The 17,954-nt window shown below is 51.5% G+C and carries 17 protein-coding genes; 7 read left to right on the top strand and 10 right to left on the bottom strand.

Annotated elements, in window-relative coordinates:
- Positions 1-4: 4 nt before the first annotated feature.
- From HMPREF9441_RS06090 to HMPREF9441_RS06115, 6 genes are read right to left on the bottom strand one after another with little or no spacing between them, the layout of a single operon-like run.
- Positions 5-1,804 (bottom strand): chloride channel protein, encoded by a 1,800-nt coding sequence (locus HMPREF9441_RS06090; RefSeq protein ID WP_008619174.1) that lies wholly within the window; start codon positions 1,802-1,804, stop codon positions 5-7.
- A gap of 12 nt (positions 1,805-1,816) precedes the next feature.
- The gene (locus HMPREF9441_RS06095) at positions 1,817-2,386 is read right to left on the bottom strand and encodes an L-threonylcarbamoyladenylate synthase (RefSeq protein WP_008619176.1); all 570 of its coding nucleotides are present in this window, start codon (positions 2,384-2,386) and stop codon (positions 1,817-1,819) included.
- A 22-nt stretch (positions 2,387-2,408) separates the two neighbouring features.
- Positions 2,409-3,974 carry a peptide chain release factor 3 gene (locus HMPREF9441_RS06100; RefSeq protein ID WP_008619187.1) on the bottom strand — a complete coding sequence of 522 codons (1,566 nt, stop codon included), beginning with the start codon at positions 3,972-3,974 and terminating at the stop codon, positions 2,409-2,411.
- A gap of 18 nt (positions 3,975-3,992) precedes the next feature.
- Positions 3,993-4,853 (bottom strand): dTDP-4-dehydrorhamnose reductase, encoded by an 861-nt coding sequence (gene rfbD, locus HMPREF9441_RS06105; protein ID WP_172634922.1) that lies wholly within the window; start codon positions 4,851-4,853, stop codon positions 3,993-3,995.
- 19 nt (positions 4,854-4,872) lie between these two features.
- Positions 4,873-5,418 (bottom strand): DUF4924 family protein, encoded by a 546-nt coding sequence (locus HMPREF9441_RS06110; RefSeq protein WP_008619191.1) that lies wholly within the window; start codon positions 5,416-5,418, stop codon positions 4,873-4,875.
- Between the two features lie 4 nt (positions 5,419-5,422).
- Positions 5,423-6,079, bottom strand: coding sequence for a LysE family translocator (locus HMPREF9441_RS06115; protein WP_008619193.1), 657 nt, complete (start codon positions 6,077-6,079; stop codon positions 5,423-5,425).
- Between the two features lie 151 nt (positions 6,080-6,230).
- Between HMPREF9441_RS06115 and HMPREF9441_RS06120 the strand changes: the two genes are divergently transcribed.
- Complete coding sequence (locus HMPREF9441_RS06120) at positions 6,231-7,199, top strand: ROK family protein (protein ID WP_008619195.1); 969 nt, start codon at positions 6,231-6,233, stop codon at positions 7,197-7,199.
- A 144-nt stretch (positions 7,200-7,343) separates the two neighbouring features.
- On the opposite strand, the gene HMPREF9441_RS06125 is transcribed toward HMPREF9441_RS06120, so the two are convergent.
- From HMPREF9441_RS06125 to trmD, 3 genes are all read right to left on the bottom strand, one after another.
- A complete protein-coding gene (locus tag HMPREF9441_RS06125; protein ID WP_008619197.1) occupies positions 7,344-7,535 on the bottom strand; it encodes a hypothetical protein in 192 nt (63 codons plus the stop codon).
- Positions 7,522-8,130: a zeta toxin family protein gene (locus tag HMPREF9441_RS06130; RefSeq protein ID WP_008619199.1), complete on the bottom strand. Its 609-nt coding sequence runs from the start codon at positions 8,128-8,130 to the stop codon at positions 7,522-7,524. The genes HMPREF9441_RS06125 and HMPREF9441_RS06130 overlap by 14 nt, the downstream gene beginning before the upstream one ends.
- Before the next feature lie 103 nt (positions 8,131-8,233).
- Positions 8,234-8,917: a tRNA (guanosine(37)-N1)-methyltransferase TrmD gene (gene trmD, locus HMPREF9441_RS06135; protein ID WP_008619201.1), complete on the bottom strand. Its 684-nt coding sequence runs from the start codon at positions 8,915-8,917 to the stop codon at positions 8,234-8,236.
- Between the two features lie 189 nt (positions 8,918-9,106).
- Here trmD and HMPREF9441_RS06140 point away from each other — a divergent pair, with 189 nt between their 5' ends.
- From HMPREF9441_RS06140 to HMPREF9441_RS06150, 3 genes are all read left to right on the top strand, one after another.
- The gene (locus HMPREF9441_RS06140) at positions 9,107-9,505 is read left to right on the top strand and encodes a BlaI/MecI/CopY family transcriptional regulator (protein ID WP_008619203.1); all 399 of its coding nucleotides are present in this window, start codon (positions 9,107-9,109) and stop codon (positions 9,503-9,505) included.
- A 47-nt stretch (positions 9,506-9,552) separates the two neighbouring features.
- On the top strand, positions 9,553-11,157 hold the full coding sequence (locus HMPREF9441_RS06145) for a M56 family metallopeptidase (RefSeq protein ID WP_039864989.1): 1,605 nt from the start codon (positions 9,553-9,555) through the stop codon (positions 11,155-11,157).
- Between the two features lie 85 nt (positions 11,158-11,242).
- The gene (locus tag HMPREF9441_RS06150; RefSeq protein WP_039864990.1) at positions 11,243-12,871 is read left to right on the top strand and encodes a M56 family metallopeptidase; all 1,629 of its coding nucleotides are present in this window, start codon (positions 11,243-11,245) and stop codon (positions 12,869-12,871) included.
- Positions 12,872-12,977: 106 nt separating this feature from the next.
- On the opposite strand, the gene HMPREF9441_RS06155 is transcribed toward HMPREF9441_RS06150, so the two are convergent.
- Positions 12,978-14,225 carry a BaiN/RdsA family NAD(P)/FAD-dependent oxidoreductase gene (locus tag HMPREF9441_RS06155; protein WP_008619210.1) on the bottom strand — a complete coding sequence of 416 codons (1,248 nt, stop codon included), beginning with the start codon at positions 14,223-14,225 and terminating at the stop codon, positions 12,978-12,980.
- A 372-nt stretch (positions 14,226-14,597) separates the two neighbouring features.
- Between HMPREF9441_RS06155 and HMPREF9441_RS18340 the strand changes: the two genes are divergently transcribed.
- The 3 genes from HMPREF9441_RS18340 (at position 14,598) to dapA (ending at position 17,945) form a co-directional block, all read left to right on the top strand.
- A complete protein-coding gene (locus HMPREF9441_RS18340; protein ID WP_039864991.1) occupies positions 14,598-14,825 on the top strand; it encodes a hypothetical protein in 228 nt (75 codons plus the stop codon).
- Positions 14,826-14,978: 153 nt separating this feature from the next.
- A complete protein-coding gene (gene ligA, locus HMPREF9441_RS06165; RefSeq protein ID WP_039864992.1) occupies positions 14,979-16,985 on the top strand; it encodes an NAD-dependent DNA ligase LigA in 2,007 nt (668 codons plus the stop codon).
- A 66-nt stretch (positions 16,986-17,051) separates the two neighbouring features.
- The gene (gene dapA / locus HMPREF9441_RS06170; RefSeq protein WP_008619222.1) at positions 17,052-17,945 is read left to right on the top strand and encodes a 4-hydroxy-tetrahydrodipicolinate synthase; all 894 of its coding nucleotides are present in this window, start codon (positions 17,052-17,054) and stop codon (positions 17,943-17,945) included.
- The last annotated feature ends 9 nt before the right edge of the window (positions 17,946-17,954 follow it).

Below are 17,954 nucleotides of genomic sequence, written 5' to 3' on the forward strand. Positions count from 1 at the left end.
GTTTTTAGTCGTCGGATAAGTCGGCCAGGGTCTTACGGTAAAGGGTCAGCACGTGCGACTTGCGGATGAAGCCCATGAACGTGCCTTCCGTGTCTACTACCGGAAGCGTCCAGGCCTGCGTCTTGTCGAACGTGAGCAGTACCACGTCCATGGAGTCGTCGATGTTCAGGCGGGCCACCGGCTCTTTCATCAGTTGGCCGATTTGGAAACGGTGATACAATTCCTGCCGGAACATGATGGGGCGGACATCGTCCAGATAGATGATACCCACCAGACGGTGCTGGCGGTCCACCACCGGGAACACGTCGCGGCGCGAAGCCGAGATGGTTTTTACCAATTCGCTCAAATCCATGTCCGGATACAGGTATTCGTCGTATTTCTCGATGACCGAGTCGAGACTCATCAGCGTGAGTATGGCACGGTCTTTATGGTGCGTGAGCAACTGGCCTCTTTTGGCCAAACGCATGGAATAGATGCTGTGGGGCTCGAAAGAAATAATGGTCAGGTAGGCACAGACGGATACAATCATCAGGGGCATGAATAGCTGATAGCCTCCGGTGAGTTCCGCGATAAGGAATATGCCTGTCAGCGGGGCGTGCATGACGCCACTCATCAGTCCCGCCATGCCGATCATGGCAAAATTCCGTTCGGGCAAGTAAATGCCCAGACAACGGTAGAAGTTCCAAAGGCGGGCGAAAATAAAGCCTGAGATACAACCCAAAAACAGGCTGGGGGCGAAAATACCGCCACAACCGCCGCCGCCGTTGGTGGCCGTGGAGGCGAAGACTTTGAAGATAAGCACCAACGCCAGGTAAAGCAACAACAGGTTGCCGTGTCCGTAGAACAACGAACTGTCCATCGCCGTGTCCCAGTCTTTCGCGCTGTTTCCGTTAAGCAGCAGGTTGATAAGGTCGTAGCCTTCTCCGTACAACGAAGGGAAAAGATAGATGAGGATGCTCAGCGTGGCTCCGCCGATGAGGAGCTTGACGTAAGGATTGGAATATTTGCGGAAGATGTCTTCCAGCGAGTTCATCGTGCGGGTGAAATAAAGCGATACCAGTCCGCAGAAGATGCCCAAAAGGATGTAGGCCGGTATTTTGTCTACGGCGAATCCGTTTTGCAGGTGGAATTCAAAGATTGTGTTCGTACCTGATACGGCGAATGTCACTCCGGCGGCCGTCACGCATGAAATCAGCAAAGGCAGCAAAGCTCCCATCGTGAGGTCTATCATGAGGACTTCGAGGGTGAATACAAGCCCGGCAATCGGGGCTTTGAAGATGCCTGCCACGGCACCCGCCGCTCCGCAACCCACCAAAAGCATCAGTGTCTTGCTGTTGATGCGGAACAGGCGTCCGAGATTGGAACCGATGGCCGAACCGGTGAGCACGATGGGGGCTTCTGCTCCTACGGAACCTCCGAACCCGATGGTAATGGCACTGGCGATGACGCTCGACCATGTGTTGTGCGCCTTGATTTTACTCTGTTTGCGTGCGATGGCAAAGAGAATCTTGGTGACACCGTGGCTGATGTCGTCCTTTACGACGTAGCGGACGAACAGTCCCGTCAGGAAAATACCGATGACGGGATACACCAGATAAAGGGCGTTGGAACCGGTGGCGTCGAAACGGTAGGTCAGGAGGTATTGTATCTGATGGATGAGCCACTTCAGGAAGAGACCGGCGAAAGCGGTCAGCACACCGACCACAAAGCTAATCATCAGAATGAATTTCTGTTCGCTGAAGTTCATCCGTCGCCAGATGAACAAGCGTTCGAAAAATGTGAAATTCCTTTTTACCGCGTACATGATTTTTTCTGCTTATTTCCTGATAATGGCTACTTCGCCGTCCGAACCCAGTTTGATGATACTGCTGGGAACGGCTTTCGTTTTTTCCTTCCGGCGGCTTTGTACAATGTAGTCTACCGCATTTTTTATTTCGTCGCTGATGTCGTCGAAACAAGCCGGCGAAGGCTCGCCGCTCACGTTGGCCGAGGTGGACACGACGGCTTTCTGGAAACGGTAACACAACTGGCGGCTGAATTCCTCACGGGTGACGCGGATGCCTACACTGCCGTCTTCGGCCAGCAAGTTGGGGGCCAGGTTCTTGGCCTTGTCGAAAATGATGGTGAGCGGACGGGTGGCATATTCTATCAAGTCCCAAGCCACGTTGGGCACATCGCTTACGTAACGCTGCAACCGGTGGTCGGAGTCTACCAGGCAAATGAGTGCCTTGCTGTCGTCGCGCTTCTTGATGTCGTACACACGACGGACAGCCTCTTCGTTGGTGGCATCGCAGCCGATTCCCCATATCGTGTCCGTAGGGTAGAGGATGACGCCGCCCCGGCGCATGACCTCTACCGCCTGTCTGATGTCTTCTTCTTTATTCATGTCCGTTTGTCCGGTTTAAACTTTAAAATTCGCTCGTGAAATGGAATTTGATGTGCTCGAAATCGTTCTGGGCCATCTGGAGCACGTAGTTGCTGTCGGCCAAGAAAACGTCGCGGCCTTCGCGGTCCTTGGCCATGAACTGATACTTGCGCTTTTTGAAGGCTTCCAATTGTGCCTCGTCGTCGCTTTCTATCCAGCACGCCTTGTACAGGCTGACGGGTTCCCAACGACATTTGGCATTATACTCATTTTCCAGACGGTATTGTATCACTTCAAACTGTAATTGTCCTACCGTACCGATGATTTTCCGTCCGTTGAACTGGTTGACGAAGAGCTGTGCCACGCCCTCGTCCATCAACTGTTCGATACCCTTGTTCAACTGTTTGGTCTTCATGGGGTCGGCATTCTCGATGTATTTGAACATTTCGGGAGAGAAACTCGGCAGTCCGCGGAAATGTATCATCTCTCCTTCGGTCAGTGTGTCGCCGATCTTGAATATGCCGTTGTCCGGCAGTCCCACGATGTCGCCGGGCCAGGCCTCGTCTATCGTGCTTTTCTTTTGTGCCATGAACTGTGTGGGCGAAGAAAAGCGCAGCGTCTTGTTTTGGCGTACATGCAAGTAAGGCGCGTTGCGCACGAACTTACCGGAACATACTTTGCAGAAGGCGATACATGAACGGTGGTTAGGGTCGATGTTGGCTGTGATTTTGAAGATGAAACCGCTGAACTTCGGCTCTTCCGGCCTGACCGTGCGCTCTTCGGCCAACGTCGGACGCGGGCTGGGTGCAATCTGCACGAAGCAGTCCAATAGCTCTTTTACACCGAAATTGTTCAGTGCCGACCCGAAGAAGACGGGAGCTACTTCGGCTTCCAAATAGGTCTGAACGTCGAACTCGGGATAGACACCGTCCACTAACTCCAAGTCCGTCCGCAGTTTGTCGGCATCGGCCTGGCCAACGTGAGCTTCCAGTGCATCGCTGTGGATGTCCACCTCCACCTTTTCCGTTACCTTTTGCTTGTCGGGGGTGAACAGGTCGAGGCGTTGCTCGTAGATGTTGTACACCCCTTTGAAACGTTGTCCTTGGTTGATGGGCCATGAGAGAGGGCGCACCTTGATTTGCAACTCCTGTTCCAGTTCGTCCAAAAGGTCGAAGGGGTCTTTTCCCTCACGGTCCATCTTGTTGATGAAGATAATGACCGGCGTTTTGCGCATACGGCAGACCGTCATCAGTTTCCGGGTCTGCGCCTCCACGCCTTTCGCACTGTCCACGACGATGATGGCGCTGTCCACTGCTGTCAGCGTGCGGAACGTATCTTCGGCAAAGTCCTGATGGCCCGGGGTGTCCAGGATATTCACTTTGTAATCCTTGTAGTCGAATTCCATGACGGAAGTCGTGACCGAAATACCGCGTTGTTTTTCGATTTCCATCCAGTCGCTGGTGGCCGTTTTCTTGATTTTGTTGTTCTTGACGGCTCCGGCCACCTGGATTTGCCCACCGAAGAGCAATAGTTTTTCGGTGAGGGTGGTCTTTCCGGCGTCCGGATGGGAAATAATGGCAAAAGTCCTTCTTCTTTCTATTTCATTCATACGTTTCGATGCGTCGGTTTAATTTTGTTCTAATTTCTGGATGCACTCGGTCAGCGAGTCTTCCCAATAGGGAATGTCGATGTGATAAGTCTCTTTGATTTTGGTCTTGTCGAGCACGGAATAATGAGGCCGTGCCGCCGGTGCGGGATATTCTTCCGTATGGAGCGGACGTACCTTGCAGGTGGTGATGTCGGCTATGCGGTGGATGGCTTTGGTAAAGTCGTACCATGAGATGGCTCCCTCGTTGCTGAAATGGTAAATTCCGGGAACGAAATCCTGTGTCAGTACGGCAAAGATGGCCACCGCCAGGTCGCGTGCGTAAGTCGGCGTGCCGATTTGGTCGAAGATGACCCCGAGACTCTCTTTTTCCCGACCTAACCGCAACATGGTCTTGACGAAGTTGTTGCCGAAAGTGGAGTAGAGCCATGCCGTGCGGATGACGACCGATTCGGGGCAGTTCCGCATGACGGCTTCTTCGCCTGCCAGTTTGGTGCGGCCGTACGCCGTAGCCGGGCATGTCGGTTCCTCCTCGCGGTAGGGAATGTGTGCAGTCCCGTCGAACACGTAGTCCGTAGAAACCTGTATCATGCAGCCGCCCCGTTCATGCACGGCCTTGGCCAGATAGCCCGGGGCTGTATGGTTCAGCAAGTCGCAGAACGCTTCGTCGCTTTCCGCTTTGTCTACGGCCGTGTAAGCCGCACAGTTCACGATACAGTCAATTTCGTGCATGCCGACGAATGACTTTACGGCTTTCTCGTCGGTGATGTCCAACTCTTTCACGTCTGTGAAAAAATAATTGAATTCCGGATGACCGGCAGCCAGAAGCTGCATTTCATTGCCCAGTTGGCCGTTGCAGCCTGTTACTAAAATATTTTTCATATCGTTTGTTTCCTTTTGTTCATTCAAATTTCAATTCGCCTGCTTTGTCCTGCTTGTAATAGTCGGACAGCATGGCCAAAAGTTTGGTGATGTCGGCCACGGCCTTGGCGGTCTCGTCGCTTATCGGTTTGTGTTGCAGGCGGAGCAACATCACGCCGTAGAGGGCATCGAAACAGTTTTCCAATTCCGACACGTCCTTTTTGTCTCCCTTGTTGCGGAGTTCTACGATGTAGGGTAAGGCCTTGTAATAAGCAGCCGTGTAGAACGGAAACTTGGAGGACTGCAACAGTTGGTTGTGCAAGTCGGTGAGCCACAGGATGATGTTCCGGTTGATTTGCAGGTGGCCACCCTCCTGTATGCCTTCTTCCTTCATCATGCGGATGAGATGGCTGTACCATTCTTCCATTTCTTTTTCCGTTTCCTCCGTGGCTCTGAACTGTGCCAGATAGTTCTGTTTGAGTTCATCCGGGTCCAAGTGGTGGGCACGGAGAATATCTTCCACCTGCCACATGTAAAGCAGGTATTCGGCAATGTTTTTTTCTTTAAGTTGTTGGGCTATATACATATATTTATAACGATAAACCGGTCAGCGTGACGGCAAACCCCACGATAGAGGCCACAATGACAACCACTCCTATGAGCCTGTTCAGCAAATAGATGCCTTTGACATCGAAACGGCTGCGCACCTTGTCTATGAAATAAGTCAGGACGAACCACCATATCATGGCTCCGACGAGTATGGACAAGTAACCCAGAGATTGCTGTACCACGTGGTCGGGGACGACAAAGGTGAAGCGGGCGAACAACGCCACGAACAGAAAGATGATGAGAGGGTTGGAAAACGTGACCAGAAAACCGGTCACCATATTGTGTATCAGCGTACCTTTACGGGGAGAAGTCGGGCGGATGGATTTCGCCGGATTGCAACGGTAAGTGTACCATCCGAAAAAGAAGAGCATGATACTGCCCGCCATCTGCAGGTAGAACATGTTGTCTTTGTTTTCAATGAAGTCTACCACGAAACTCATTCCGAATCCCGTAATCAAAGCATATATGATGTCGCTGAAAGCTGCTCCGATTCCTGTGACGAAGCCATACCAGCGCCCTTTGTTCAGTGTACGCTGAATGCAAAGCACTCCGACTGGTCCCATGGGAGCGGATGCCACCACGCCGATGAGCAATCCTTTTATGATTAAATCTAATGTACTAACCGGTTCAAACCACATAATAGGTGCAAAATTGGCATTTTTTCATGAGACTATAAAGAAAAGGCCGTTCTTTTTTTATTTTTCGTGAAAAAGAGTTTTTTTCTTTTCGCGGTTACATCTGTTTTTCTTAACTTTGAAAACTGTTATAATTAACTTTTATATATACATTATGGCTATGGAAAATAAACCTTATGTAATAGGGCTTGATTTAGGAGGAACCAACTCAGTTTTCGGCATTGTGAATTCGGAAGGAAGTGTGGTGACTTCGACGTCTATCCGGACGAAAGGACAGAACGATTTGGATGTCTATATGGACAGTGCTTGTGCCGCTTTGGCTCCGATGATAGAACAGGTGGGCGGCATCCAGAATATCAAGGGAATGGGAATCGGTGCGCCTAATGGTAACTATTATACCGGCAATATCGAACTGGCACCCAACCTGCCGTGGAAAGGAATCGTCCCGTTTGCGAAGAAATTCAGTGAACGATTGGGGATTCCCGTGGTCTTGACAAACGATGCCAATGCTGCGGCTATCGGTGAGATGACTTACGGAGTAGCCAAGGGAATGAAGAACTTCATCATGATTACTTTGGGCACGGGCGTGGGCAGCGGTATTGTAGTCAACGGTGAGTTGGTCTACGGTTGTGACGGGTTTGCCGGAGAATTGGGACATGTGATTGTGGATACGACCCCGGAAGCCCGCTTGTGTGGCTGTGGCCGTAAGGGATGTTTGGAGACTTATTGTTCGGCCACGGGCGTGGCGCGCACGGCACGCGAGTTTCTCGCCAAACGTACAGACGACACGGAGTTGCGTAAAATCCCGTTGGAGGAGATTACGTCGAAAGACGTATCTATTGCCGCTGAGCACGGTGACCAACTGGCACGCGATGTATATAAGTTTACCGGTGATTTGTTAGGACGCTCTTGTGCCAATTTTACCGCCTTCTGTAGTCCGGAGGCATACGTGTTTTTCGGTGGGCTGACAAAAGCCGGTAATCTGATTATGGACCCGATAAAAGAGGCATACGATGCTAATGTGCAGAACATATTCAAGGGAAAAGCCAAGATGTTGATTTCCCAAATGGATGATGCACAAGCGGCTGTGGTAGGTGCTGCGGCATTGGCTTGGAAAATCTGATTCATGCAAATCCCTTTCGTGGGTGAGAACGGAATTTTCTTTTTTCATTTAAAAAAGGCGTATCTTCCTATCGAAATAAATGGAAGATACGCCTTTTGGTTTATCATTCGTCCGGCAAACGGTTTTCCGGATAAATGGGTTTTGTCATCTGATTTGGGGACGATAATTCTTGCGGATAGGATAGAGTTCCTCTGCTTTTACTTCAACAACTTGTCCTTCGCGGGCGATAATCAGAGTGGTATGGTTATGTTTTGCACGCTCCACGAGGCGTTTCTGAGCCAGGTATATGCCTTCGTCGATTTTGCGCTGCATTTCATAAACCTCATCCTCGCTCATTATCGTTTTCTTCGGTGTATTGGTCTTTGAATTTTTCATATACGGCTGGTTCAATAATAGTTATACTCTCGTCTTTGCATCCGTAGGCTATTTTATTAGCTGGACAGGTGCTGTTGTCATACAATGCCCAATAGTCGCATACGGGCATATAGAGGTTGAACAGGTTACTTAGGCCGTTGTCGTAACGACGGTAAATCACATCGAGCGGGATGTTGTGTCCACCTTCGCTTACGCGTTTGGCCACCCGTTTCACGGCCTGTTCCGGACTGCTCAGCGAAAAGAAGAGCAGCGTGACGAAATAGCCTCTTTTCTGTGCCTGTTTGATGAGCTTCACGTAAGACCGTGTAGCCAATGTCGTTTCAAAAGCAAAGGTTTCGCCTTCTTTCAACAAGTGGATGATGCGTTCTATCATCAGTCGTCCCGCCTGGATGGCTACGCCTTCGGGATTGAACGGAGACAGTCCGGCTGCGATTTCGTCGGCGTTGACGAATTCCCGGCAATCCAACATTTCCGGAAGTACGGTAAAGCTGGCTGTCGTTTTTCCGGCTCCGTTACAACCTGCAATGACGTACAAGTTGTGTTTTTGTTCTCCCATTACATTATTTATTTAAATACTGAATGACAAAGATACGATTTGGCGATGAATCCGGCAATATTTCCGGTTCCTTTTTAAGGGGGCTGAGTGAAAAAGCAGACGGTCAGTCTTTCTTTTTCAGCAAATCGGGACGCAAAGCCTTTGTGCGTTCGAAAGACTGTTGCAGTTCCCATTCCTTAATCTTGGCTTCGTGCCCGGAAAGTAAAATTTCCGGCACGGTCCAACCTTTATAATCGGCCGGCCGGGTATATACGGGAGCAGCCAGCAGGTTGTCCTGGAACGAGTCGGAGAGGGCGCTTTGTTCGTCGCCGATGACACCGGGCACGATACGTACGATGGCATCTGTCATGACAGCGGCTGCCAGTTCTCCGCCCGTCAGTACGTAATCTCCTATACTGACTTCTTTCGTGATGAGGTGTTCACGGATGCGGTAGTCTATACCTTTATAATGTCCGCACAGGATGATGAGGTTTTCACAAAGGGAGAGCGTGTTGGCCATCGGTTGGTCGAACTGTTCGCCGTCCGGTGTGGTGAAAATCACTTCGTCGTAGTCCCGTTCAGCCTTCAAGGCCGAGATGCAGCGGTCTATTGGTTCGCACTGCATCACCATGCCCGCAAAGCCGCCGAAAGGATAGTCGTCCACCCGGCGGTACTTATTCGTGGCATAGTCGCGCAAGTTGTGCAAATGGATTTCCACCAAGCCTTTCTTTTGGGCACGTCCTAATATGCTTTCACGCACAAAGCCTTCGAGCAATTCCGGCAAAACGGTAATGATGTCTATTCTCATGGGAATCTGTTTTCTTGTAATCTACTGCAAAAGTAGTGATTTTGCGCCGGATTTCATGGCGTGTGGCGGCTGATTACTAAAAATAGAAGTTAAAAAGGAAATTTTGGGAACAGAAAACGTTCCGTAGATTTGCTTTTCTAAACCTTTAGATATACATTTGCCATATCAATAACTAAAGTATTAGAAATAATGGGAAAGCAGGGTACACTGACAAAAGCTGAGATGCAAGTCATGAATATCCTTTGGAGTCTGCCTTCGATGAAGGGCACCATTTCGGATGTGCTTGAGGGGTACGGCGAGAAGAAACCGGCCTATACTACCGTAGCCACGTTCATGAAGATTTTGTTGAACAAGGGATACGTGGGATTTGAGAAGCTGAAAGGAACGAAAACCCAGTGTTATTATCCTTTGATTACGAAACAGGAATATACGCGGAAAGTGCTGGACGGGGTGAAGGAGGACTTGTTCGGCGGTTCGTTGTCCTCTTTGGTTCGTTTTTTTGTCAAAGAGGAACGTATCTCGGAAGAAGAATTGAAAGAAATGCTTGAGATGGTGGAACGGCAGGGGGATGAGCCCCGGCGCGCGTAGCCCGCAGTCCACAGGGCATGGTGGTGGAACAGTTTAAAATATAGGATATGGGAACATTCTTGGTTTATATCATCAAATCGGCTTTGTGCCTGACATTGCTTTATCTGCCTTATACCTTATTATTACGTAAGGAAAGGCTGCATCGCTTGAACCGTATGGCCCTGTTGGCCATACTTGCGGCTTCGTTCCTTTTCCCGCTTTCGCAGGAGGAGTGGTTTGGCGGAATGTGGCATTCGTGGCAGTCTGCCGCACCGGAAGGGGCGTATGCCGGATTGATAGACCGGCTTGGGCGGACGGAGCTTTTCATGCCGGAGGTCGTCATTATGCCGGATGCGGATGTTCCTGTTTGGCCTTTGGTGTGTGTCTGTCTTTATTTCGCAGGTCTGGCGGTGTCGTTGTCCGTCCGTATGTACCAGTTCTTCCGTATGCGTCGGGCGATATCTCGCGGTTGTCTGTGGCGCGAGAGCTTTTCAGACGGTATTACGCTCTACTGTCATGCCCGTCCCATGCCTCCTTTCAGTTGGATGCACAGCGTCGTGATGTGGGAAGGAGACTTGGAGGGCGATGCCGGCGAAGCCATTCTCATGCACGAAAAGGCCCATGTGCTGTACGGCCATTCCTACGATACGCTGCTGATGTTGGCTGTGGAGGCCGTACAGTGGTTCAATCCAGTGGTTTGGATGATGGAGATGGACTTGCGCTGCATTCATGAGTATCAGGCCGACGAGTACGTACTCAACCATGGAGTCAACGCGAAGAACTATCAGTTATATCTAATAAAAAAGGCCGTTGGCAGCCGACTGCAATCTTTTGCCAACGGTCTGAATCAAAGCACACTTAAAAAACGTATTGCTATGATGTGTAACAAAAAATCAACGAAATGGGCAGTCTTGAAGTACATGTACCTGCTGCCCGTGGGGGCTTTTGCCACAGTGGCATTTGCCCGTCCGGAGATCGTAAACGGAGTAGACGGCCGGTTGGAGCAACTCTCTGCGGTCAAAGTTACGGATTTATCCGCAACCGCGAAAGCCGTCGCGGCTGAAAATGTTCAGCCGGAACCTTTAAAAATGGAAAAAGCGGCTTCCAAAGCGGAAGTCTCCGGAGGGGAAGCCTCCAAGCCTTCTTCGGTTGTGGCGAAGGCAGATTCGGCCGTTGCCTCTTCGGAAAGGACGTCCGAAGGTATTGTGGTGACTGCGATGGCACCCCGGAATAAGGAGGAGGAGCCTGCCCGGACTAAGGAGAAAGATTCTGCACCTCGCTATATGATGGTGAAGAGAGCCCATGTCATGCCCAGCAAGATATACGATGAGGTAGACGTGCGACCGACGTTTCCGGGTGGAGAAGCCGAGTGCATGGCGTATATGGCGCGTAACATAAAATATCCAAGAAAATGTATAGAAAACGGTGTAACGGGACGCGTGCTCTGTCGTTTGGTCGTCGATACGGACGGGAGCCTGTGCAGTATCGAGATTAGAAGGGATTGTTATGCAAAGAAGATGGACGGCAGTCCGGCACCCGAAGGAATGTTGCGACTGTTTGTCGACGAGGCATTCCGCGTAGTAGACGGAATGCCGAAATGGACACCGGGACAGAAGGACGGGAAGGTGGTGGCTGCGCGCTATGTTTTGCCGTTTACATTCCGTCTGCAATGATGCTGTGCGGAACGAGTGTATGCCTGTAGGCATTCCAAACGTATTAGAATTTGAAAACGATTTGAAACCTTTTCGATATAATGATATGGGAACATTTTTAGTCTACATCATCAAATCGGCATTTTGCCTGACGTTGCTTTATCTGCCTTACACGTTGTTGTTGCGTGGGGAGAAGCACCATCGTTTGAGCCGTATGGCATTGCATGTCTTGTCGGTAGCTGCGTTCTTGTTACCGTTGGTACAGGAAGAGTGGTTCGGGGGGGCTGTCCGTTCATGGCAGACGGCAATGCCCGAAGGTACATACGCCGTGCTGGTGGAACGGTTGGAGCAGGCGGATGTGCTTGCCATGCCGGATACCGGGAGTAGTGAAGAAGCCGTACCCATCTGGCCTATGGTTTTGGTCGGCCTGTATCTTGCTGGTGTGGCCGTGTCGTTGGCCGTGCGGTTGTGGCAGTGGGTGCGCATGCACCGGTTTGTTTCCCGGGGATGTTTGTGGAAAGAAGGCCGTGAGGGCGGCATCACATTGTATTGTCATGCCCGTCCCGTGTCACCGTTCAGTTGGATGCACTGTATTGTCATGTCGGAAGAGGATTTGGATGGCGAGGCCGGTCATGCGATATACGTCCACGAGAAAGCACACGTGCTTTATGGACATTCCTACGACACGTTGTGGATGCTTGCTGTGGAAGCCGTGCAATGGTTCAACCCTGTGGTCTGGATGATGGAGATGGACATGCGGTGCATCCATGAGTACCAAGCTGACGCTTACGTACTCGGCCAAGGCATCAATGCGAAGGATTATCAACTTTATTTAATCAGGAAAGCCGTCGGTGCCCGACTGCAATCTTTTGCCAACGGCTTGACCCAAAGTACACTTAAAAAACGTATCATGATGATGACAAACAAAAAAACAAACAAGTGGGCGGTATTGAAGTACATGTACCTGCTGCCCGTGGGGGCTTTTGCCACAGTGGCATTTGCCCGTCCGGAGATCGTAAACGGAGTAGACGGCCGGTTGGAGCAACTCTCTGCGGTCAAAGTTACGGATTTATCCGCAACCGCGAAAGCCGTCGCGGCTGAAAATGTTCAGCCGGAACCTTTAAAAATGGAAAAAAGGGCTTCCAAAGCGGAAGTCTCAGAGGTGAAAGCCTCCAAGCCTTCTTCGGTTGTGGCGAAGGCAGATTCGGCCGTTGCCTCTTCGGAAAGGATGTCCGAAGGTATTGTGGTGAAAGCGATGGCACCCCGGAATGGCCTTCCAGACCGTGTGGAGTTCAAGGAGGCGGAGCTTGCCCGAACTGAAGGGAAAGATTCAGCGTCTTATTATTTGAGGTTGAAAAGTGCCAAGGTCCTGCCTCGTAATGTGTATGACGTGGTAGACGTTAAGCCGATGTTTCCGGGAGGTGATGCCGAGTGTATGGCGTATGTGGCGCATAACATGAAATACCCAAGCGAATGTTTGAAGAACGGTGTGACGGGACGCGTATTCTGTAGTTTTGTCATCGACACGGACGGGAGCCTGTGCCGTATCGAAGCGGGGGAGAAAAGTTATGCGAAGAAGATGGACGGCAGTCCGGCACCCAAAGAAATGTTGCGACTGTTTGTCGACGAGGCTTTCCGTGTGATAAGCGGAATGCCGAAATGGACACCGGGACAGAAGGACGGGAAGGCGGTGGCTGTGCGCTATGTTTTGCCGTTTACGTTCCGTTTGCAATAGCATGTGAGCCGGTCGATATACGGACTGTCTTTCGGTGGGGGATGGACGTTCCGGTTTGACTTTACCTTGATGGGCCCGTTCCGTAGGGTCGAGGTTATGACGCCTCCTACGGGACGGGCTGTTTTTGTACCGCGTTTTCCGCGATGGCCCGCGCCACGGTGTATGCCGTGGTCCATGCGGCCTGAAAGTTAAATCCTCCGGTCACGCCGTCGATGTCGAGCACTTCGCCTGCAAAGTAAAGTCCGGGGCAGGTCTTGCTTTCCAGCGTTTGCCGTTGCACCGATTCGAGGCTCACCCCTCCGCACGTGACGAACTCTTCGCGGAACGTACTCCTGCCGTCCACGTCGTAGCGGTCGTTGCACAACGTGTCGGCCAGTTTGCAAAGCCCTTTGTGCCCCAATTCGTTCCATTTCCGGTCGGGAGCGATGCCGGATTTACCGATGAGGTAATGCCATAACCGCGCAGGCAAGTCGTACGGGCGCAAGCCGGAGATTTTCTTTTGCGGGTGGCGTTGCGCCATGTTTTGTAGGATGCCGGTCACGGTTTCGCTGTGGGGGTCGTTTGTCCAGTTGACGAAAATGGGGAAGCGGTAAGCTTTCTCCTGTATGAAACGGGCGGCATGGGAAGACAATTTCAGGATGGCCGGGCCGCTCATGCCCCAATGGGTGACGAGCAACGCGCCTGAATGCCTGAATTTGGTACCGGGGATGCCGACCAATGCCGGGTCTACCACAGTGCCCATCAGCCCGCGCAGTGCTGGGGAGGCGATGTTGAACGTAAAGAGCGAAGGGACGGGCGTTTCGATACGATGCCCCAACCGTTCCAGATAAGCGAAGCTTTCGCCACGCGGTGAACCGCCGGTTGTGATGGCCACGCGGTCGAATAGCAGACGGCCTTGGCGCACATCCTGAAAAGTGATTTCATACTTCCCGCCGCAGGGCGTGAGGGTTTCTACGCGGTGGGAGGTTTTCACCGTGACCCCCAATTCCGCAGCAAGGCTTTTCAGGCAACCGGCTACGGCACGGGCATCTTGTGCGGCCGGAAACACACAATGGTCGTCTTGCGCGACGAGCGGCACGCCGTGCGCTTCGAACCATCGGCAGGCATCCCGGTGCCCGAACTGTTTGAAAAGCCCCTTCAAGAGCTTGTGCCCACGGGGGTAGACCTGTTTCAGGTCTGTCACACCTTCAAAAGTATTGGTCAGGTTGCAGCGTCCGCCGCCCGAGACCAGTACTTTTTTCAATACATCCGCCTGCCTTTCGAATACCGTGACCTCCACCTGCGGCGCGAATGTTTTCAGGTTGACGGCCAGAAAGAAGCCGGCCGCTCCTCCGCCAATGATTGCTATCTCCATTGTTCCCTCGATTCTTTTCTAAGGAACAAAGGTAAGTATAATCGGGCGGATTTGAAATGATGATTCTGACATTTTGCTACTTTCAGCTCTAAATCAGTAGTTTCAAAAGACAGCGGTTAGGAGAATCTAAAAAGACAGGAATGTATAAGTATGCAATTTCCGTGTCGTTTTTACTGTTTTATGCAGTATATATTCATTTACTTTGAGGAAAGAAAAAAATCGTTTGCAGCCAAACGAAAAATTTCTTTCCTCATATAAATTCCGGGTACTCCGCATGTCGTGGAAAAAATCCGCCCGAAATGGGAATTTTTCGCTGCACGAAGAGGGGCAAAACTGCTTTTTTGCGACTTTCTCGTTCTATTTCCCTGTTTTTTGCCGACAAGATTTTACGGACAGAATGTCGGCGGTTCCACCTCGCAGGTTTCACCGGAAGAAGAAAGAAGCGGAGGACGGGCGGTTTCCGTCTGCTTTTGTTTTGTGAAAAAGCTGCCGGACTGTCTTTTTGATTTTTTCGGGAGGCGCGTGCGTCGCTTATTGGGCATCGAGCCCGCAGGAAGGGGCGAATGGACGATTCTCGAAGGTATGGGATTGACGTTTTGACAGATTGTGCCGGAAAAGTACGCTTTTCTTTTTTCTTTGCGCCCTTGGGCGTTTTCTGCGAATTGACTATCTTTGCTTATGCGAATGACGGGGGAGCCGTTCGCGGGAACAGAGCCGCGATGTCTCCCCGTCAGGGTTTATCATTGAATGCAAATGGAAGTAAAGGAACAGATAGAGCGGCTTCGCAATGAATTGCACCGCCACAACTATAATTATTATGTGTTGAACGCCCCGGAGATTTCCGACCAAGAGTTCGACCGCATGATGCGGGAGTTGCAAGACCTCGAGGCGGCCCATCCCGAATTTGACGACCCGGACTCGCCGACGCGGCGTGTGGGGAGCGACCTGAATCAGGAGTTCGTGCAGGTGCCCCACCGCTATCCCATGTTGTCGTTGTCCAATACGTACAACAAGCAAGAGGTGGCCGACTTTTATGAACGCGTCCGTTCCGGTTTGGAAGGCGAGCCGTTCGAGATTTGTTGTGAAATGAAATACGACGGGCTTTCCATCTCGCTGACCTACGAGCAGGGGCGATTGGTGCGTGCCGTGACGCGGGGCGACGGGGTACAGGGCGACGACGTGACGGAAAACGTCAAGACCATCCGTTGCATTCCGCTTCGTCTGAACGGGAACGGTTATCCCGAAGAGTTTGAAATCCGTGGGGAAATCCTGATGCCGTGGACGAGCTTCGAGACATTGAACCGCGAACGCGAAGAACGCGAAGAACCGCTTTTCGCCAATCCGCGTAATGCGGCTTCGGGGACGCTGAAAAGCAAAAACTCAGCGGTGGTGGCGCAACGCAAGCTCGATGCTTACTTATATTACCTTTTGGGAGAACACATTCCTTTTGACGGGCATTATGAAAATTTGCAGGCGGCTCGCTCATGGGGATTCAAGATATCCGGGGGGATGAAGAAAGTAACTACGCTCCAGGACATTTATGATTTCATAGATTATTGGGACGTGGAGCGCAAGAACCTGCCTGTGGCTACGGACGGCATCGTGCTGAAGGTCAACTCCCAGAGGCAGCAACGTGCGTTGGGCTATACCGCCAAAAGCCCCCGTTGGGCCATCGCTTACAAGTTTCAGGCGGAGCGTGCCCGTACGCGCCTGAATGCCGTGACCTTCCAAGTCGGACGCACCGGGACGGTGACGCCGGTGGCCAATATGGATCCGGTGCAGTTGGCCGGTACGGTCGTGCGGCGTGCCACGCTGCACAATGCCGACGTGATGGAGCAGTTGGACTTGCACATCGGGGACATGGTGTATGTGGAAAAAGGAGGGGAAATCATTCCCAAAATCGTCGGTGTGGACGCCGATGCGCGGGGACCGGAAACGGGACCAAGGGCCGAGTTCATCACCCGTTGTCCGGAATGCGGGGCCGAACTGGTGCGTTACGAGGGAGAAGCCGCATGGTATTGTCCCAACGACACGGCTTGTCCGCCGCAAATCAAGGGGCGCATAGAGCATTACATCAGCCGCAGGGCCATGAACATAGACAGTCTGGGACCCGAAACCGTGGACGATTACTACCGTCGCGGCTTGATACGCGATGTGGCCGACCTGTACGACATACAGGTGCAGCAGATTAACGGCGAGGACGGCACGCGCGAGAAATCCGCGCAAAAGATAGTCCGCTCGATTGCCGACTCCGTAGAAGTTCCTTTCGAACGCGTGGTGTTTGCCTTGGGCATACGTTTTGTCGGTGAAATTGCGGCTAAAGCTTTGGCACGCCATTTCAAGTCGATGGACGCGCTGGCCTCGGCATCGTTGGAGGACATGTTGCAGATCAACGGAATCGGTGTGGTGATAGCCGAGAGCGTGATCCGCTATTTTGCAAACGAAGCCAACCGCGATTTGGTGCGCCGTTTGCGGGAAAAAGGGGTCCGGATGGAGCTTTCCGACGAAGAATTGAGCAGCCATTCCGACAAGTTGTCCGGGCAGAGTATTGTGGTGAGCGGGGTGTTCTCGCTTCATTCGCGCGACGAATATAAAGCCATGATAGAACAGCACGGTGGAAAAAATGTGGGCAGCATCTCTTCGAAGACTTCTTTCGTGCTGGCCGGAGCCAACATGGGACCGGCCAAACTGGAGAAAGCCGGTAAATTGGGTATCCCTATCCTCTCGGAAGAAGAGTTCTTGAAAAAGATAGAATCGTGAAAGATTGTTTGCATTATGGGATTTTATTTGTATTTTTGTCGCGAAATAGATAGAACTACTTAAACTATGGCACAAAATAAGTTCAAGGGGTTGGGAATTGCTTTGATAACTCCTTTTAAATCGGATGGTGAAGTGGACTATGAGGCGTTGACCCGTCTGGTAGAATATCAGATACGGAATGGCGTGGATTTCCTGTGTATTATGGGAACGACGGCCGAAACACCTTGCCTATCGGCTGACGAGAAGAAGATATTGAAAAAGATGCTTGTGGAGCGTGTAGCCGGCCGTGTTCCTTTGTTGATGGGATGTGGCGGGAATAACACGGCAGCAGTAGTTAAAGACCTGAAGGAAGGGGATTGGAGTGGCATCGACGGTATCTTGTCGGTTTGTCCTTATTATAACAAGCCTTCGCAGGAGGGGCTGTACCAGCATTTCAAAGCCATAGCGGAGGCTTCGCCCGTGCCGGTCGTGTTGTATAACGTACCGGGGCGTACGGGAGTCAACATGAGTGCGGAGACGACATTGCGCTTGGCCCGTGATTTCGAGAATATAGTGGCCGTCAAGGAGGCCAGTGGGAATATGACCCAGTTGGAGGATGTGATAAAAAACAAGCCTCGCGACTTCGATGTCCTTTCAGGAGATGACGGCATCACTTATCCGCTGATTACGATGGGGGCGGTAGGTGTGATTTCAGTGATAGGCAATGCCTTGCCCGCCGAATTCAGCCGTATGGTCCGCATGGCACTGAACGGAGATTACGAGCATGCCCGTATTATTCACCACAAGTTCTCGGATTTGTTCAAATTGTTGTTTGTGGATGGCAATCCGGCCGGCGTAAAAGCCATGCTCCATGCCATGGGAATGATTGAGAACCAACTTCGTCTGCCTTTGGTGCCTACACGGTTGACCACAATGGAGAAAATCTCGTCTATTTTGAAAGAGTTGGATATCCGCTATTAAGCAGATACC

The sequence above is a fragment of the Paraprevotella clara YIT 11840 genome (assembly GCF_000233955.1).
Lineage (GTDB): Bacteria > Bacteroidota > Bacteroidia > Bacteroidales > Bacteroidaceae > Paraprevotella > Paraprevotella clara.

What these genes read in the sequence shown, in the direction of transcription:
- HMPREF9441_RS06115 (WP_008619193.1), bottom strand. Translation starts at nt 6,079, where the DNA reads ATGTGGTTTGAACCGGTTAGTACATTAGATTTAATCATAAAAGGATTG.
- HMPREF9441_RS06155 (WP_008619210.1), bottom strand. Translation starts at nt 14,225, where the DNA reads ATGGAGATAGCAATCATTGGCGGAGGAGCGGCCGGCTTCTTTCTGGCC.
- HMPREF9441_RS06110 (WP_008619191.1), bottom strand. Translation starts at nt 5,418, where the DNA reads ATGTATATAGCCCAACAACTTAAAGAAAAAAACATTGCCGAATACCTG.
- trmD (WP_008619201.1), bottom strand. Translation starts at nt 8,917, where the DNA reads ATGAGAATAGACATCATTACCGTTTTGCCGGAATTGCTCGAAGGCTTT.
- rfbD (WP_172634922.1), bottom strand. Translation starts at nt 4,853, where the DNA reads ATGAAAAATATTTTAGTAACAGGCTGCAACGGCCAACTGGGCAATGAA.
- HMPREF9441_RS06100 (WP_008619187.1), bottom strand. Translation starts at nt 3,974, where the DNA reads ATGAATGAAATAGAAAGAAGAAGGACTTTTGCCATTATTTCCCATCCG.
- HMPREF9441_RS06145 (WP_039864989.1), top strand. Translation starts at nt 9,553, where the DNA reads ATGGGAACATTCTTGGTTTATATCATCAAATCGGCTTTGTGCCTGACA.
- ligA (WP_039864992.1), top strand. Translation starts at nt 14,979, where the DNA reads ATGGAAGTAAAGGAACAGATAGAGCGGCTTCGCAATGAATTGCACCGC.
- HMPREF9441_RS06140 (WP_008619203.1), top strand. Translation starts at nt 9,107, where the DNA reads ATGGGAAAGCAGGGTACACTGACAAAAGCTGAGATGCAAGTCATGAAT.
- HMPREF9441_RS06090 (WP_008619174.1), bottom strand. Translation starts at nt 1,804, where the DNA reads ATGTACGCGGTAAAAAGGAATTTCACATTTTTCGAACGCTTGTTCATC.
- HMPREF9441_RS06095 (WP_008619176.1), bottom strand. Translation starts at nt 2,386, where the DNA reads ATGAATAAAGAAGAAGACATCAGACAGGCGGTAGAGGTCATGCGCCGG.
- HMPREF9441_RS06120 (WP_008619195.1), top strand. Translation starts at nt 6,231, where the DNA reads ATGGCTATGGAAAATAAACCTTATGTAATAGGGCTTGATTTAGGAGGA.
- HMPREF9441_RS06125 (WP_008619197.1), bottom strand. Translation starts at nt 7,535, where the DNA reads ATGAGCGAGGATGAGGTTTATGAAATGCAGCGCAAAATCGACGAAGGC.
- HMPREF9441_RS06130 (WP_008619199.1), bottom strand. Translation starts at nt 8,130, where the DNA reads ATGGGAGAACAAAAACACAACTTGTACGTCATTGCAGGTTGTAACGGA.
- dapA (WP_008619222.1), top strand. Translation starts at nt 17,052, where the DNA reads ATGGCACAAAATAAGTTCAAGGGGTTGGGAATTGCTTTGATAACTCCT.
- HMPREF9441_RS06150 (WP_039864990.1), top strand. Translation starts at nt 11,243, where the DNA reads ATGGGAACATTTTTAGTCTACATCATCAAATCGGCATTTTGCCTGACG.